General features: G+C 71.4%; 16 protein-coding genes. 8 read left to right on the top strand and 8 right to left on the bottom strand.

All coding sequences use genetic code 11. The annotated features are described in order from the left end of the window. Positions 1-40: 40 nt before the first annotated feature. Together AB0K92_RS15315 and AB0K92_RS15310 are read right to left on the bottom strand one after the other, a co-directional pair. Positions 41-1405, bottom strand: a complete 1365-nt coding sequence (locus AB0K92_RS15315) for a CoA transferase (RefSeq protein ID WP_365922957.1) — start codon at positions 1403-1405, stop codon at positions 41-43. 89 nt (positions 1406-1494) lie between these two features. Continuing rightward, positions 1495-3024 carry a S8 family serine peptidase gene (locus AB0K92_RS15310; RefSeq protein ID WP_365922955.1) on the bottom strand — a complete coding sequence of 510 codons (1530 nt, stop codon included), beginning with the start codon at positions 3022-3024 and terminating at the stop codon, positions 1495-1497. Here AB0K92_RS15310 and AB0K92_RS15305 point away from each other — a divergent pair. The 4 genes from AB0K92_RS15305 (at position 3016) to moaA (ending at position 6459) form a co-directional block, all read left to right on the top strand. Further along, positions 3016-3183 (top strand): hypothetical protein, encoded by a 168-nt coding sequence (locus AB0K92_RS15305; RefSeq protein ID WP_365922953.1) that lies wholly within the window; start codon positions 3016-3018, stop codon positions 3181-3183. The genes AB0K92_RS15310 and AB0K92_RS15305 overlap by 9 nt on opposite strands. Positions 3184-3332: 149 nt before the next feature. Then, a complete protein-coding gene (locus tag AB0K92_RS15300; protein WP_365922951.1) occupies positions 3333-3689 on the top strand; it encodes a DUF485 domain-containing protein in 357 nt (118 codons plus the stop codon). Then, positions 3686-5305, top strand: coding sequence for a cation acetate symporter (locus AB0K92_RS15295; protein WP_365922949.1), 1620 nt, complete (start codon positions 3686-3688; stop codon positions 5303-5305). The genes AB0K92_RS15300 and AB0K92_RS15295 overlap by 4 nt, the downstream gene beginning before the upstream one ends. Positions 5306-5469: 164 nt before the next feature. Then, a complete protein-coding gene (moaA, locus tag AB0K92_RS15290; RefSeq protein ID WP_365922947.1) occupies positions 5470-6459 on the top strand; it encodes a GTP 3',8-cyclase MoaA in 990 nt (329 codons plus the stop codon). Positions 6460-6497: 38 nt separating this feature from the next. Here the strand turns inward: moaA and AB0K92_RS15285 are convergent, their stop codons facing one another. Together AB0K92_RS15285 and AB0K92_RS15280 are read right to left on the bottom strand one after the other, a co-directional pair. Beyond that, positions 6498-6719, bottom strand: a complete 222-nt coding sequence (locus AB0K92_RS15285) for a hypothetical protein (RefSeq protein WP_365922945.1) — start codon at positions 6717-6719, stop codon at positions 6498-6500. Between the two features lie 192 nt (positions 6720-6911). Further along, a complete protein-coding gene (locus AB0K92_RS15280; RefSeq protein WP_365922943.1) occupies positions 6912-7277 on the bottom strand; it encodes a DUF3099 domain-containing protein in 366 nt (121 codons plus the stop codon). A gap of 269 nt (positions 7278-7546) precedes the next feature. Here AB0K92_RS15280 and AB0K92_RS15275 point away from each other — a divergent pair, with 269 nt between their 5' ends. Continuing rightward, on the top strand, positions 7547-7825 hold the full coding sequence (locus tag AB0K92_RS15275; protein ID WP_365760677.1) for a GlsB/YeaQ/YmgE family stress response membrane protein: 279 nt from the start codon (positions 7547-7549) through the stop codon (positions 7823-7825). Positions 7826-8002: 177 nt separating this feature from the next. Here the strand turns inward: AB0K92_RS15275 and tyrS are convergent, their stop codons facing one another. The 3 genes from tyrS to AB0K92_RS15260 all read right to left on the bottom strand — a co-directional run bounded on the left by tyrS (position 8003) and on the right by AB0K92_RS15260 (position 12264). After that, the gene (gene tyrS, locus AB0K92_RS15270; RefSeq protein ID WP_365922941.1) at positions 8003-9271 is read right to left on the bottom strand and encodes a tyrosine--tRNA ligase; all 1269 of its coding nucleotides are present in this window, start codon (positions 9269-9271) and stop codon (positions 8003-8005) included. Between the two features lie 78 nt (positions 9272-9349). Continuing rightward, on the bottom strand, positions 9350-10744 hold the full coding sequence (locus tag AB0K92_RS15265; protein WP_165997215.1) for a metallopeptidase TldD-related protein: 1395 nt from the start codon (positions 10742-10744) through the stop codon (positions 9350-9352). Next, on the bottom strand, positions 10741-12264 hold the full coding sequence (locus AB0K92_RS15260) for a TldD/PmbA family protein (RefSeq protein WP_365922938.1): 1524 nt from the start codon (positions 12262-12264) through the stop codon (positions 10741-10743). The genes AB0K92_RS15265 and AB0K92_RS15260 overlap by 4 nt, the downstream gene beginning before the upstream one ends. A 253-nt stretch (positions 12265-12517) precedes the next feature. On the opposite strand from AB0K92_RS15260, the gene fabG reads away from it, so the two are divergent. From fabG to AB0K92_RS15245, 3 genes are all read left to right on the top strand, one after another. Beyond that, positions 12518-13222, top strand: coding sequence for a 3-oxoacyl-[acyl-carrier-protein] reductase (fabG, locus tag AB0K92_RS15255; RefSeq protein WP_365922936.1), 705 nt, complete (start codon positions 12518-12520; stop codon positions 13220-13222). Positions 13223-13227: 5 nt separating this feature from the next. Beyond that, entirely contained in the window at positions 13228-13995 is a 768-nt protein-coding gene (fabI, locus tag AB0K92_RS15250; protein WP_165997210.1) for an enoyl-ACP reductase FabI, read from the top strand. 196 nt (positions 13996-14191) lie between these two features. Then, positions 14192-14545 (top strand): hypothetical protein, encoded by a 354-nt coding sequence (locus AB0K92_RS15245; RefSeq protein ID WP_365922934.1) that lies wholly within the window; start codon positions 14192-14194, stop codon positions 14543-14545. Here AB0K92_RS15245 and AB0K92_RS15240 read toward each other — a convergent pair. Next, positions 14520-15206, bottom strand: coding sequence for a FadR/GntR family transcriptional regulator (locus AB0K92_RS15240; RefSeq protein WP_365922932.1), 687 nt, complete (start codon positions 15204-15206; stop codon positions 14520-14522). The genes AB0K92_RS15245 and AB0K92_RS15240 overlap by 26 nt on opposite strands. Between the last annotated feature and the right edge of the window lie 141 nt (positions 15207-15347).

Below are 15347 nucleotides of genomic sequence, written 5' to 3'. Positions count from 1 at the left end.
GAAGGCCGGTCGTATCGAGGTCACCTCGCGCTCTCCCGTCTCACGCCCAGCGCGCCTCGTCCGTCCCCCAGCGGCCCGGCGGCCGGGACCAGTCGGCGGGCCCGCCCTCGAAGGCGACCGGCGGCAGCGCGTAGCGCAGCCGGCCCAGCGGACTGTCCCGCTCGGCCAGCCAGGGTCCCGCGCCGTCGTAGGAGGCAACCCCTGCCTCTCCGGCGTCCGCCGTCACCTCCTCCGTCAGCCACCGCGCCGTCCGCGCCAGCGCCACCCGGACCAGCCGGCCGCCGCCGTCGTACGACCGCTCCGTCAGCGCGCGCAGCACCGCCGCCGCGAGCAGATGGCCCGAGCCGTGGTCCAGGGCCTGCGCGGGCAGCACGCCGGGGCGGTCCGGTGTGCCCTCGGTGACGGCGATCCCGGTGGCGGCCTGCACCAGGCTGTCGAAGCCGCGCCGCTCCCGCCACGGCCCGTACGCGCCCCACGCCGACAGCTGGGCCACCACCAGCCCCGGCCGCCGTTCGGCCAGCGCCTCGGCGGACAGCCCGAACCGGTCCAGCGCGCCCGGCCGGTAGCCGGTGACGACGACGTCCGCCGCGGCGAGCAGGTCGTCCAGGGCGTGCAGGCCGGCGCGCAGGTCGAGGACCGCCGAGCGCTTGCCGAAGCCCGTGTCGGCGTGCTGGTCGGGCAGTTCGGGCAGGTGGGGCGGGTCCACGCGGAGCACGTCCGCGCCGAGCAGGGCGAGAGTGCGGGTGGCCACGGGCCCGGCGACGACCCGCGACAGGTCCAGCACGCGCAGCCCCGCCGCGGGCAGCAGGGGAGTGCCGGCCGGCGGGGCGAGCCGCCGCGCGGGGGCCGCGTCCAGGCGCGCCCGCTCGACCAGGGGGCGCCGCGCCACCTCCGCCGCCTGCGGGTGCCCGGCCCACTCGCCGGGCGTCCGTACGGCCACGGCGAGGCCCCCGGCGGCGTAGACGCTCTCCTCGACCTCCCGCGCGGACCGTTCGGCGAGCGCGGCCTCCACCTCGTCCTCCGTCACGCCGAGCGCGGACAGCAACCGCTCACGGTGGTGGGGGAAGTTGGCGTGGGTGCGCACCCAGCCGTCCGCCGTGCGCCAGAACCGCGACAGCGGGGCGAAGTTGACCGGCGCCCGCCCGTCGAGCAGCAGGTGCCGCTCGCTGGTGAACGCCGTCGCCACCGCCCCGTCGTCCACCCGCACCCCGGGCACCCGCGCGAGCCCGGCCCGCCGCGCGCCCAGTTCGGCGGCGGCCAGCGCGCACACGGCCACGCAGGCCCGCGCCGCCTCCCGCACCGGGAGCCGGGCGTCGAGCGCCCCGCGCCGGGCCGTCACCGCGACCCGGCCGGCCAGTGCCGGATCCCCGCCGAGCGCGGACCAGGCGTCAGCAATGTTCCTCATGGGTGCACTATGCCGGGCCGCGCGGAAGACCGCGCGGCCCGGCATCGAAGGAGACCCCCGAGGAAACCCGAGGAGAGACCCGAGGAGAGCTACTTCACCGCGTCCAGCGCGTTCACGATGCCGAAGCCGTAGAACCCGTTGACGCGCTTGCCGCCCTCGCACACCGCGTCCTGGTCGCCGTCGCCGTCCTGGTCGTAGGACTCGGGGCAGCCCGGGTTGTCCGCCTGCGCCTTCAGCAGCGCCTGGAGCTGCGCCGGAGTCGCCCACGGGTGCTCCGACTTCAGCAGCGCGGCGACGCCCGCGGCGTGCGGGGAGGCCATCGAGGTGCCCTGCAGGAAGGCGTACTGGTTGTTCGGCATCGTGGACAGGATGCGGCCGTCCTTCGACGGGGTGTCCGGCAGCTGGTAACGCCGGTCGCCGCCCGGCGCGGCCACGTCCACCACACCGTTGCCGTACGACGAGTAGTACGACTTGAGGTTGTGCACGCCCGTCGCGCTGACCGTGACGATGCCCGGCAGCTGGGTCGGCACGTCGTAGCACTCGTGCGGGTCGATGGTGCGCTCGACCGGCGTGGTGTCGTTCGGGCTGGAGTCGTCCACGATCGCGTCCGCGTCGAGGTCGTGGTTGGAGTTGCCCGCGGACGCCAGGTGCAGGGTGCCCTTCTTCTGGGCGTACAGCTGGGCCCGGTTGACCGCGTCGACGATGGCCCGCTGGTCGGGGTCGTCCATGCAGTTGTACAGCCACGGGTCGACGTAGTAGCTGTTGTTCGTGATCTCCACGCCGTGGTCGGCGGCGAACACGAAGGCGCAGACGACGCTCTCCGCGTAGAAGAGGCCGTTCTTCGGGTCGGTCACCTGGATGCCGGAGACCTTCACGCCGGGCGCGACACCGGCCACGCCGACGCCGTTGCGGGCCGCGGCGATCTCACCGGCCACGTGGGTGCCGTGGTAGTCCGCCTCGGTGTACGGCCGCCAGGCGCCCTCGCTGGTGTCCGCCACGCCGCCCGCGCAGTTCGCGGACTGCGACTTGGAGAAGTTCGGGGCGAGGTCCGGGTGCGTGTCGTCGACACCGGTGTCGATGACGGCGACCGTGACGCTCTTGCTGCCCGGGTTGATCTGCGCGGCCTTGTCCGCGCCGATCGCCCGCAGGTCCCACTGGTCGGCCTCCAGCGGCTCGCTGCCCGGCGTCTGTGCCGAGGCCGCCGTCACCTTCGCGGCCTCCGCGGCCGTCAGGTAGTCGGCGGCGCCCTCGTCCGTGGTGCCCGCGGGAGTCAGCGGGGCGGTGCGCGTGGCACCCGCCGACTGCACGCCGCGGACGGTGCGTATCTCCTTGGCGAAGTCGGGGTTCGCCGAGTGCGCGACGATCACACCGATCTTCGCGTACGTCGCGACGACGGTGCCGCCGGCCGCGGTCACGGCCTTCTTCACCGCGGCGATCGTGCCCTTGTTCACCTTGGTGTTCACGACGTAGGCCAGCTCGGGCGCGTCCGCCGCCCGCGTGGCGGTCTCCTGGACCGGCGCGGCCGAGGCGGTCGCGGGCAGGAAGCCGAGCGAGGCGGTCAGCGACAGCACGACCGGCACCGCGAGGGCGAGTCGGCGTCTGGAGCGCAGATGAGCCATGGGGTCTCCACATCATCCGGAAACGAAACCGGCCCGAGACACAAGGTGGTGCTCGGGCAGGTGCATGACGATGGTGCAGGGGGACGCTATATCGCCAACTCGCTGACCAGCAATGCTGTCACCGCGATGACTTCACAGATTTACGCCGATCGCGGTTGAACCGGTTCCCCCACGGCGCCGTGACGTTGGACAAGAGGCCGGGCACGAGGCGAGCCCCCTGTCGGATCACGCCGGGGGCCACTACCATCGCCGCCCGGTTCGTGTGATCCCGATCACCCTTGTCACCACCCGCACCGCGAGGAGACTCCGTGGCCACCGACTCACCGCCCCCTTCGAAGACCGAACACCGGCTCCCGTCCACCGAGGAGTTCGCCCGGGTGCAGGAGAGCGCCGAGTTCGGTGAACTGCGCCGCTCCTACCGCTCCTTCGCCTTTCCGCTGACCGTCGCCTTCATCGCCTGGTACCTGCTGTACGTCCTGCTCTCCAACTACGCGGGCGGCTTCATGGGCACCAAGCTGTTCGGCAACATCAACGTCGCCCTCGTCTTCGGTATCGCCCAGTTCGTCACCACGTTCCTCATCGCCTGGTGGTACGCGCGGCACGCCGCCGCGAAGCTCGACCCCAAGGCCGAGGCCATCAAGACCCGGATGGAGGGCGGCGCATGAGCCTCGCCATGACCCTCGCGGCCAACGAGGCCAGCGAGCACCGGCCACTGATCATCACCCTGTTCGCGGCCTTCGTGGTCGCGACCCTGTTCATCACCGTCTGGGCGGGCCGCCAGACGAAGGACGCCGCCGACTTCTACGCGGGCGGACGCTCCTTCAGCGCCTTCCAGAACGGCCTCGCCGTCTCCGGTGACTACATGTCCGCCGCGTCCTTCCTCGGCATCGCGGGCGCCATCGCCCTCTTCGGCTACGACGGCTTCCTGTACTCCATCGGCTTCCTCGTCGCCTGGCTGGTCGCGCTGCTCCTGGTCGCCGAGCCGCTGCGCAACTCCGGCCGCTACACCATGGGCGACGTCCTCGCGTACCGCATGCGCCAGCGCCCGGTGCGCACCGCCGCCGGCACCTCCACGATCGTCGTGTCGATCTTCTACCTGCTGGCCCAGATGGCCGGCGCCGGCGTCCTCGTCTCGCTGCTGCTCGGCATCACCTCCGACGCGGGCAAGATCCTCATCGTCGCCCTGGTCGGCGTCCTGATGATCGTCTACGTCTCCATCGGCGGCATGAAGGGCACCACGTGGGTCCAGATGGTCAAGGCCGTCCTCCTCATCGGCGGCACGCTCCTGATCACCTTCCTGGTGCTGCTGAAGTTCGACTTCAACATCTCCGACCTGCTCGGCAAGGCCGCAGAGAACAGCGGCAAGGGCGCCGCCTTCCTGGAGCCCGGCCTGCAGTACGGCGCCACCGGCACCTCCAAGCTGGACTTCATCTCCCTCGGCATCGCCCTGGTCCTCGGCACCGCCGGCCTGCCGCACATCCTGATCCGCTTCTACACCGTGCCCAACGCCAAGGCCGCCCGTAAGTCCGTGAACTGGGCGATCGGCATCATCGGCGCCTTCTACCTGATGACCATCGCGCTCGGCTTCGGCGCAGCCGCGCTGATCTCCCAGGAAGAGATCATCGCGTCCAACCCGTCCGGCAACACCGCCGCGCCGCTGCTCGCCCTGCACCTGGGCGGCGTCGACTCCGCGTGGGGCGCGATCCTGCTCGCCACGATCTCGGCGGTGGCCTTCGCGACGATCCTCGCCGTGGTCGCGGGCCTGACGCTCGCCTCGTCCTCGTCGTTCGCCCACGACATCTACGCGAACGTCATCCGCAAGGGGCAGGCCACCGAGAAGGAGGAGGTCCGGGCGGCCCGCCTCGCCACCATCGGCATCGGCGCCGTCTCCATCCTGCTGGGCGCCCTCGCCCGCGACCTGAACGTCGCCGGCCTGGTCGCCCTCGCCTTCGCGGTCGCCGCCTCCGCCAACCTGCCGACGATCCTCTACAGCCTGTTCTGGAAGCGGTTCACCACCCAGGGCGCCCTGTGGTCGATCTACGGCGGTCTGATCGTCGCCGTCGGCCTGGTGCTGTTCTCGCCCGTCGTCTCCGGCGACCCCAAGGCGATGTTCCCCGACGTCGACTTCGCCTGGTTCCCGCTGAAGAACCCGGGCATCATCTCCATCCCGTTCGGCTTCCTGATGGGCTGGCTCGGCACCGTCCTGTCCAAGGAGGAGCCCGACAAGGGCAAGTACGCCGAGCTGGAGGTGCGGTCGCTGACCGGCACCGGAGCGCACTGAGCCGATCCTCCGAGCGGCCGGGCCGTGGGTTCCTGGTAGGTACCTACGACCCGGCCGCGTCTTACGTCGTGGGATCGGGCTGGTGTCACTGTCAGGGGTGTCACGTAGGCTCGCACCTGAGGACAGACGACCGGGACGACCGATCCGCGACGGGAGGGGGCCTCGTGCTCATCGACACCTACGGCCGGGTGGCCACCGACCTGCGCGTCTCGCTGACCGACCGGTGCAACTTGCGCTGCACCTACTGCATGCCCGAGGAGGGCCTGCAGTGGCTGGCCAAGCCGGACCTGCTCACGGACGACGAGATCGTCCGCCTCATCGGCATCGCCGTCACCTCCCTCGGCATCAGGGAGGTCCGCTTCACCGGCGGCGAGCCCCTGCTGCGCCCGGGTCTCGTCGGCATCGTCGAGCGGGTCGCCGCCCTCGCCCCGCGCCCCCAGATGTCGCTGACCACCAACGGCATCGGCCTCAAGCGCACCGCCGCCGCCCTGAAGGCCGCCGGCCTGGACCGGGTCAACGTCTCGCTGGACACCCTGCGCCCCGACGTCTTCAAGGCCCTCACCCGCCGCGACCGCCACAAGGACGTCCTCGAGGGTCTGCACGCCGCCCGCGAGGCCGGCCTCACCCCCGTCAAGGTCAACTCGGTCCTCATGCCGGGCCTCAACGACGACGAGGCTCCCGACCTCCTGGCCTGGGCCGTCGAGCACGACTACGAACTGCGGTTCATCGAGCAGATGCCCCTGGACGCCCAGCACGGCTGGAAGCGCGACGGCATGATCACCGCAGGCGACATCCTGACCTCCCTGCGCACCCGCTTCGAGCTGACCGCCGAGGGCGACGAGGCCCGCGGCTCGGCACCGGCCGAGCGCTGGCTGGTCGACGGCGGACCGCACCGCGTGGGGGTGATCGCCTCCGTCACCCGCCCGTTCTGCTCCGCCTGCGACCGCACCCGCCTCACCGCCGACGGCCAGGTCCGCACATGCCTCTTCGCCACCGAGGAGACCGACCTCAGGGCCGCCCTGCGCTCCGGCGCCCCCGACGAGGAGATCGCCCGCGTCTGGCGCCTGGCCATGTGGGGCAAGAAGGCCGGCGCGGGCCTGGACGACCCCACGTTCGTCCAGCCGGACCGGCCGATGTCCGCGATCGGCGGCTAGCGGAGCACCCGGCAGAGGCGCGGGGCGGGGACGGCGCGTCAGCTTGGCTGCTGCTGTTCCCACTCCGCGAGCGGTACGACGTCCTTGAGGAACCCCCGGACGCCCAGGAACTGCGACAGATGCTCGCGATGCTCCTCGCACGCGAGCCACGTCTTGCGTCGCTCCGGCGTATGGATCTTCGGGTTGTTCCAGGCCAGCACCCACACGGCGGCGGCCCGGCAGCCCTTGGCGGAACAGATGGGGGAGTTCTCGTCACTCACGCTTCGTCTCACAGCCGCACAGAAAAAACGACGCCGAGCAGCCACGGGGGGAGCTGCCCGGCGTCGGTCCATCGCTCCGACGGGGGATGCGGAGCGCGTACGCAGTATGTCACGCGTAACCGGTTGCCGGGCACCGGAACAACAGATTGATCTGAGCTTTTCCTGAGCTTGGCACGGGGCCCGTCCCGAGGCTCAGTTCCGTGCCCCCGGACCCGGATCGTCCGCCGTGCCTTCCGCCGGGGATTCCGCTCGCGGCGGCTCGATCATCGTCCTCGGCGGCACGGCCACGAACGTGGAGGGCAGCGACGGCGCGTTCTCCCGCCCCGCGTTCGCGATCACCACGGCGATGTAGGGCAGCACCGCGCCGAGCACCAGCGCCACGATCGCGACGTGCCGCTCCACGTTCCAGAGCACCGCGGCCAGGATCACCGAGACCGTCCGGACGCTCATCGAGATGACGTACCGGCGCTGCCGCCCGCGGACGTCGTCCTGGAGGCCCTGCCGGGCTCCGGTGATCCGGAACACCTGGGCGTTCCCGCCGTCCCTCAGTTTCCGCATCACATTCCACCATCCGCCCGCATCGGACTCTCCCAGGCCCGTCCCGACGTCCGCCGCACCGGTCGGACATCCGGCCGGGACATCTCCACGGTACGCCGCGCCCGCGCCGCCCACGAGACCGGGTCGCCCTCTCGCCTGCGCGAACGGGCCCGCCGGGTCCCGTGTACGGCCCGGCCGGTGACGCGTACGGCCGCGCCCGACATGCGCCGTACGGCGCACGGGCCGAAACTGGGCGTACTGCTCACGTCGAGCCGGACGAGGAGGCAACCATGGGCTGGTTGTGGGCGATCATCGTGGGATTGGTGCTGGGCCTGATCGCGAAGGCGATCATTCCGGGCAAACAGCACAGTCCCATCTGGCTGGTCACCATTTTCGGCATGCTCGGCGCGATCGCCGGCAACGCCATAGCGCGGGGCTTCGGTGTGGAGGAGACGCCCGGCATCGACTGGAGCCGGCACGCCTTCCAGCTCGTGGCCGCCATCATCATCGTGGCCGTGGGCGACATGCTGTACATGGCGACGCTGGGCAAGCGCAAACACCGGGTATAGCGCGAAGCGCGCGCCCAGGGGCGCGGGGAACTGCGCGATAAACCGCGACGAAAGCCGCGGCCGGCAGCTCACCCGCACTCCTGCGGCGCTCGCGCCGGAGCGCTCACCGCGGCGGCGCTCACGCTGGAGCGCTCACCGCGCGGCGCTCACGCCGGAGCGCTCACCGCGCGGCGGCGCTCACGCCGGGGCGACCTCCACGGCGGCGAGGTTCTTCTTGCCGCGCCGCAGCACGAGCCACCGCCCTTGCAGCAGGTCCTCCGCGGCCGGGACGGCGTCCTCCGAGGCGACCTTCACGTTGTTCACGTAGGCGCCGCCCTCCTTCACGGTCCGCCGCGCGGCCGACTTGCTGGCCACCAGGCCGACCTCGGCGAACAGGTCGACGACCGGGCCCAGCTCGGCGACCCGGATGTGCGGCACCTCGGACAGCGCCGCGGCCAGCGTCCGCTCGTCCAGGTCGGTCAGCTCACCCTGGCCGAAGAGGGCCTTCGACGCGGCGATCACGGCGGCCGTCTGGTCGGCGCCGTGCACCAGCGTGGTCAGCTCCTCGGCGAGCGCGCGCTGCGCGGCCCGGGCCTGCGGCCGCTCCTCGGTCTGCCGCTCCAGCTCCTCCAGCTCCTCGCGGGGCTTGAAGGACAGGATCCGCATGTACCGGGAGATGTCGCGGTCGTCCACGTTCAGCCAGAACTGGTAGAACGCGTACGGCGTGGTCATCTCCGGGTCGAGCCAGACGGCGCCGCCCTCGGTCTTGCCGAACTTGGTGCCGTCCGCCTTCGTCATCAGCGGGGTCGCCAGCGCGTGCACCTCGGCGCCCGGCTCCAGCTTGTGGATCAGGTCCAGGCCGGCCGTGAGGTTGCCCCACTGGTCGCTGCCGCCCTGCTGGAGCGTGCAGCCGTAGCGCCGGTAGAGCTGGAGGAAGTCCATGCCCTGGAGGATCTGGTAGCTGAACTCCGTGTAGCTGATGCCCTCGGAGGACTCCAGCCGCCGGGCGACCGAGTCCTTCGTCAGCATCTTGTTGACGCGGAAGTGCTTGCCGATGTCGCGCAGGAACTCGATCGCGGACAGGCCCGCGGTCCAGTCGAGGTTGTTGACCATCACGGCCGCGTTCTCGCCCTCGAAGGACAGGAACGGCTCGATCTGGGCGCGGAGCTTGCCGACCCAGCCGGCGACCGTCTCCGGGTCGTTCAGGGTGCGCTCGGCGGTCGGGCGCGGGTCGCCGATCAGACCCGTCGCGCCGCCCACCAGCGCCAGCGGCCGGTGCCCGGCCTGCTGGAGCCGGCGCACGGTGAGCACCTGCACCAGATGGCCCACGTGCAGGGACGGCGCGGTCGGGTCGAAACCGCAATAGAACGTGACGGGACCGTCCGCGAGCGCCTTGCGCAAAGCGTCCTCGTCAGTGGACTGGGCGAACAGCCCGCGCCACTTCAGCTCGTCGACGATGTCCGTCACGGTCGTATGTCTCCTTGAACGGTGAAAAGGGCTCGCCCCAGTCTATGGGGGGCCACCGACAGCGAGGGGGCCGACTGCTCAGACGCCCCGGCTGACGGAGCTCATGTTGAAGTCGGGCACCCGCAGCGGCGGCATGGCGGCCCGGGTGAACCAGTCGCTCCACTCCCTCGGCAGCGTCTTCTCCGTACGCCCGGCTTCCGTGGCCCGTCCGAGCAGGCCGACCGGCGACTCGTTGAACCGGAAGTTGTTCACCTCGCCGGTCACCTCGCCGTTCTCCACCAGGTACACCCCGTCCCGGGTCAGGCCGGTGAGCAGCAGCGTCGCCGGGTCGACCTCGCGGATGTACCACAGGCAGGTCAGCAGCAGCCCGCGCTCGGTGCTCGCCACCATCTCGTCCAGGGAGCGGTCGTCGCCGCCGTCCAGGATCAGGTTGTCGATGCCCGGCGACACCGGCAGCCCGGTCAGTTCCGCGCTGTGTCGGCTGGTGATCAGGTGCTTCAGCTCGCCCCGCGCGATCCACTCGGTGGCGGTGAGCGGCAGCCCGTTGTCGAACACCGACGAGTCGCCGCCGGAGGAGTGCGCCAGCACGAACGGCGCGGCCTCCAGGCCCGGCTCGTGCGGGTCGCTGCGCAGGGTGAGCGGCAGCTCGCTCAGCTTCTCGCCCAGCCGGGTGCCGCCGCCCGGCTGGGAGAACACCGTCCGGCCCTCGGCGGCGTCCCGGCCCGACGCCGACCACATCTGGTAGATCAGCAGGTCGGCGACCGCGGTCGGCGGCAGCAGCGTCTCGTAGCGGCCCGCGGGCAGCTCGATCCGGCGCTCGGCCCAGCCGAGGCGTACGGCCAGCTCCGCGTCGAGCGCCGCAGGGTCGACGTCCGTGAAGTCCCGGGTGGAGCGCCCGGCCCACGCGGAGCGGGTGCGGTCCGGGGACTTGGCGTTCAGCTCCAGCGTCCCGTTGGGCTGGTCGTGGCGCAGCCGCAGCCCCGTGGACGTACCGAGGTAGCTGCTGGTCAGCTCGTGGTTGGCGAAGCCGTACAGCTCCCGGCCGCCCGCCCGCGCGCGGGCGAAGGCCTCGCCGAGGGCGGGCGCGAAGTCCGCGAACACGGCCGAGGAGGTCTCCGCGGGGGCGTCCGTGAAGCCGGGGGAGGCGGGCACGTCCGTGACGAGGGGACGGGCGTCCTCGGCGGGCGCGGCACCGCGCGCGGCGGCCTCCGCGGCCCGTACCAGCGGCTCGAGCTCGTCCGCGGTCACCGCGGACCGGGACACCACGCCGGAGGCCGTGCCCTCCTTGCCGTCGACGGTCGCGATCACCGTGAGGGTGCGCCCGCGCGTGACACCGTTCGTGGTCAGCGCGTTGCCCGCCCAGCGCAGGTTGGCGGTGGACCGCTCGTCCGCGATCACGACACAGCCGTCCGCGCGGGACAGTTCCAGAGCCCGCTCGACGATCTCGTGCGGCTTGTTCACCGGGGCGCTCATCGGCCGGCCTCCTGGGTGGTGTTCAGAATGTTGACGCCCCGGAAGAGGGCGGACGGGCAGCCGTGGGAGACGGCGGCGACCTGGCCCGGCTGGGCCTTGCCGCAGTTGAAGGCGCCGCCCAGGACATAGGTCTGCGGGCCGCCGACCGCGGCCATCGACCCCCAGAAGTCGGTGGTCGTCGCCTGGTAGGCGACGTCCCGCAGCTGCCCGGTGATCCGCCCGTTCTCGATCTTGAAGAAGCGCTGGCCGGTGAACTGGAAGTTGTAGCGCTGCATGTCGATGGACCAGGAGCGGTCCCCGACGACGTAGATGCCGCGGTCGACGCCGCCGATCAGGTCCTCGGTCGACATCCCCGCGGGATCCGGTTGCAGCGACACGTTGGCCATCCGCTGCACCGGCACGTGGGAGGGCGAGTCGGCGAAGGCGCAGCCGTTGGACCGCCCGAGCCCGGTCAGCCTCGCGATCCTGCGGTCCAGCTGGTACCCCACAAGCGTGCCCTGCTTCACCAGGTCCCAGGACTGCGCCTCGACGCCCTCGTCGTCGTACCCGATGGTCGCGAGGCCGTGCTCGGCGGTGCGATCACCGGTGACGTTCATCAGCTCCGAGCCGTACCGCAGCTTGCCGAGCTGGTCGAAGGTGGCGAACGAGGTCCCGGCGTACGCCGCCTCGTAGCCGAGCGCCCGGTCCAGCTCGGTGGCGTGCCCGATGGACTCGTGGATCGTCAGCCACAGGTTGGACGGGTCCACGACGAGGTCGTACAGCCCCGGCTCCACGCTCGGCGCGCGCATCTTCTGCGCGAGCAGCTCCGGGATCTCGGCCAGCTCCTTGTCCCAGTCCCAGCCGGTGCCGGTCAGGTACTCCCAGCCGCGGCCGACCGGCGGGGCGAGGGTGCGCATGGAGTCGAACTCGCCGCTGGAGTCGTCCACCGCCACCGCGGTGAGCTGCGGATGCAGCCGCACCCGCTGCTGGGTCGTCACGGTCCCGGCCGTGTCGGCGTAGAACTTGTTCTCGTGCACGGTGAGCAGCGAGGCGTCCACGTGGTCCACCCCGTCGGCCGCGAGCAGCCGCCGGCTCCACTCCGCCAGCAGGCCCGCCTTCTCCTCGTCGGGCACCGTGAACGGATCGATCTCGTACGACGAGATCCACGTCTTGTCCGCGTGCACCGGCTCGTCGGCCAGCTCGACGCGCTCGTCGCTGCCGGCGGCCTTGATCACCTGCGCCGAGAGCTTCGCCATCGCCACGGCCTGGCTCGCCACCTTGGCCGCGGCGTCCATGGTCAGGTCCACGCCGGACGCGAACCCCCACGTCCCGCCGTGCACCACCCGCACCGCGTAGCCCAGGTCGGTGGTGTCCGACGACCCGGACGGCTTGCCGTCCCGCAGCCGCCAGGACGCGCTGCGCACCCGCTCGAACCGGAAGTCCGCGTGCTCGGCCCCCAGCGCCCGCGCACGTGCGAGAGCGGCGTCGGCGAGGGCGCGTAGCGGAAGCGCCGTGAAGGCTTCGTCGATGGTATGAGGCACCCGAGGTCTCCCTGCTGTCGTCGCCTGTCGGCTCCGATCATGTCGCGCCCGCGGGGGCCCGGACCACAGGTTTGCGTCCGGTGTCCGGAGCTTTCTGTAGGGATTCGACAGTGCCGCCCCTGCGCCACTGTCGGTGCCCGAATGTCCGACGCGTGGAGTCGACCGATAGGTTTTCGGTGAAGCCGCCTGTCATCGCCGCCTGTCGTCCAGGTGCCCGGGCGGGGAATCTGACCGCTATCGAAAGGGTGATCCGTTGAGCCGCTCGGTTCTCGTCACCGGAGGCAACCGGGGCATCGGCCTCGCCATCGCCCGCGCGTTCGCCGACGCCGGCGACAAGGTCGCGATCACGTACCGCTCGGGGGAGCCGCCGGCCGGTTTTCTCGCCGTGAAGTGCGACATCACCGACCCCGAGCAGGTGGAGCAGGCCTACAAGGAGATCGAGGCCCAGCACGGCCCGGTCGAGGTACTGGTCGCCAACGCCGGTGTCACCAAGGACCAGCTGCTGATGCGGATGACCGAGGAGGACTTCACCTCGGTCATCGACACCAACCTCACCGGCACCTTCCGCGTGGTCAAGCGCGCCAACCGCGGCATGCTGCGCGCCAAGAAGGGCCGCGTCGTGCTGATCTCCTCGGTCGTCGGACTGCTCGGTTCCGCGGGTCAGGCGAACTACGCCGCCTCCAAGGCCGCCCTCGTCGGCTTCGCGCGCTCCCTGGCCCGAGAGCTGGGCTCGCGCAACATCACCTTCAACGTCGTCGCGCCCGGCTTCGTCGACACCGACATGACCAAGGTGCTCACCGACGAGCAGCGCGCGAACATCGTGTCGCAGGTCCCGCTCGGCCGGTACGCGCAGCCGGAGGAGGTCGCCGCAGCGGTGCGGTTCCTCGCCTCGGACGACGCCTCGTACATCACTGGAGCCGTCATCCCCGTTGACGGCGGACTGGGAATGGGTCACTGATCACCATGAGCGGAATTCTCGAGGGCAAGCGCGTCCTGATCACCGGCGTGCTGACGGAGGCCTCCATCGCCTTCCACACCGCCAAGCTGGCCCAGGAGCAGGGCGCCGAGATCATCCTGACCGCGTTCCCGCGGCCCACGCTGACCGAGCGCATCGCCAAGAAGCTCCCGAAGCCCACCAAGGTCATCGAGCTGGACGTCACCAACGACGAGCACCTCGGGCGGCTGGCCGACGTCGTCGGGGAGGAGCTCGGCGGCCTCGACGGTGTCGTCCACTCCATCGGCTTCGCCCCGCAGGACGCCCTCGGCGGCAACTTCCTCAACACGCCGTTCGAGTCGGTCGCCACGGCCATGCACGTCTCGGCGTTCTCCCTGAAGTCGCTGACCATGGCCTGCCTGCCGCTGATGCAGAACGGCGGCTCGGTCGTCGGCCTCACCTTCGACGCGCAGTTCGCCTGGCCGCAGTACGACTGGATGGGCCCGGCCAAGGCCGCCCTGGAGGCGACCAACCGCTACATGGCGCGTGACCTGGGCAAGCAGAACATCCGCTGCAACCTGATCTCGGCCGGTCCACTCGGCTCCATGGCCGCCAAGTCCATCCCGGGCTTCGGCGAGCTGGCCACCGTGTGGGACAGCCGCTCCCCGCTCGAGTGGGACCTGAAGGACCCCGAGCCGGCCGGCCGCGGCGTCGTCGCCCTGCTGAGCGACTGGTTCCCGAAGACCACGGGCGAGATCATCCACGTCGACGGCGGTCTGCACGCGATCGGCGCGTGAGTCCGCGAGGGCTCGCACCTAGCCGCTGATCGTCGCCGGTCCATCGGCCGAAAGGCCCGCACCTGTGTGGTGCGGGCCTTTTTCCGTGTCCCCCGTTCGGCCTATCCGGCCGGGCGGAGCCGGGGGACAACTGGGCACCCTGGAGTACACGTTCACCTCGCGCGTCCCTCCCCAGCACGGCCGAGGAGGTCCCCTTGTGCGCCTGTTCCGCAGCCTGGCCTCAGTGACCGTAGCCGTAGCCCTGGTGCTGTCCCTGTCGTACGAAGCGATGCCCCACGCGCGCGTGGAGGTACGGGAGCCGCAGGCGCCGAAGCCGTTCGGCGCCGAGTGCCGCACCCGCGTGCGCGGCTCCGAGGTGACCGCCCACTGCCACAACCCCTATGTCGAGACCGACCGCGTACGGCTGCACATCGAGTGCGACCGCTGGTGGGACCTGGACACCGACAGCGCCCCGGTCGACGCCGGGCCCGCGATGACCGTACGGCTGACCGGCCGGTGCTGGAAGGAGGTCCGCGCGGTGTGGGTCAGCCACCAGAACCGGGGGAGCTGAACCGGCACTGGAACGGATAGTCCGCCGCCTCCACCGCCGCGGTCTGCGCGTCGCCCGCGCGGATGGCGTCCACCAGCCGCCCGTGGTCCATGTGGGTCTCGGGCGACAGGGTCTCGCCGACGTCCTCGCGCAGCCAGTCCCGCAGGACCTCGCCGAGATCCGCGTACATCGCCGTCATGACGTCGTTGTGGGAGGCGGACACCACCGCCAGGTGGAAGGTGGCGTCCGCGGTCACGAACCGTTCCTTGTCGCCCGCCGCCCAGGCCTCCTCGCGCCGCTCCAGCAGTGCGTCCAGCTGCTTCAGGTCCTTCTCGGTGCGCCGCTCGGCGGCCAGCTTCGCGGCGGCCGACTCCAGGGCGGACCGCAGCTCCGCCACGTGCCGGGGGTCCGCGTCCGCGAAACGGCGGTGCATCACGCCGGCCAGCTCGCTGGTGGCCACGACGTAGGTGCCGGAACCCTGGCGGATGTCCAGCAGGCCGTTGTGCGCGAGCGCGCGGACCGCCTCACGGACCGTGTTGCGGGCGACGCCGAGCTGTTCCACCAGCTCCGGCTCGGTCGGGATCCGGGAGCCGACCGGCCACTCGCCCGAGGTGATCTGGTTGCGCAGCTCGGCGATGACCTGCTCGGACAGCGCCGAACGACGGGGGTGGCTCAAGGGCATGGCACACCTTCGCACGGGACGGGCGGCAGCGGACGCCCGGGGAATGGACAACCAATCATCCCATGATTCTATGATGGTCGGCATGGCAAGCGAGGAAATCCAGACGAGGAACCACTCGGACGTACGCGAGCCGTCGCCGCG

Origin of the sequence: Streptomyces sp. NPDC052687 (assembly GCF_040678395.1) — a bacterium.
Taxonomy (GTDB): domain Bacteria; phylum Actinomycetota; class Actinomycetes; order Streptomycetales; family Streptomycetaceae; genus Streptomyces.
This window is presented reverse-complemented; position numbering and strand designations above follow the sequence as displayed.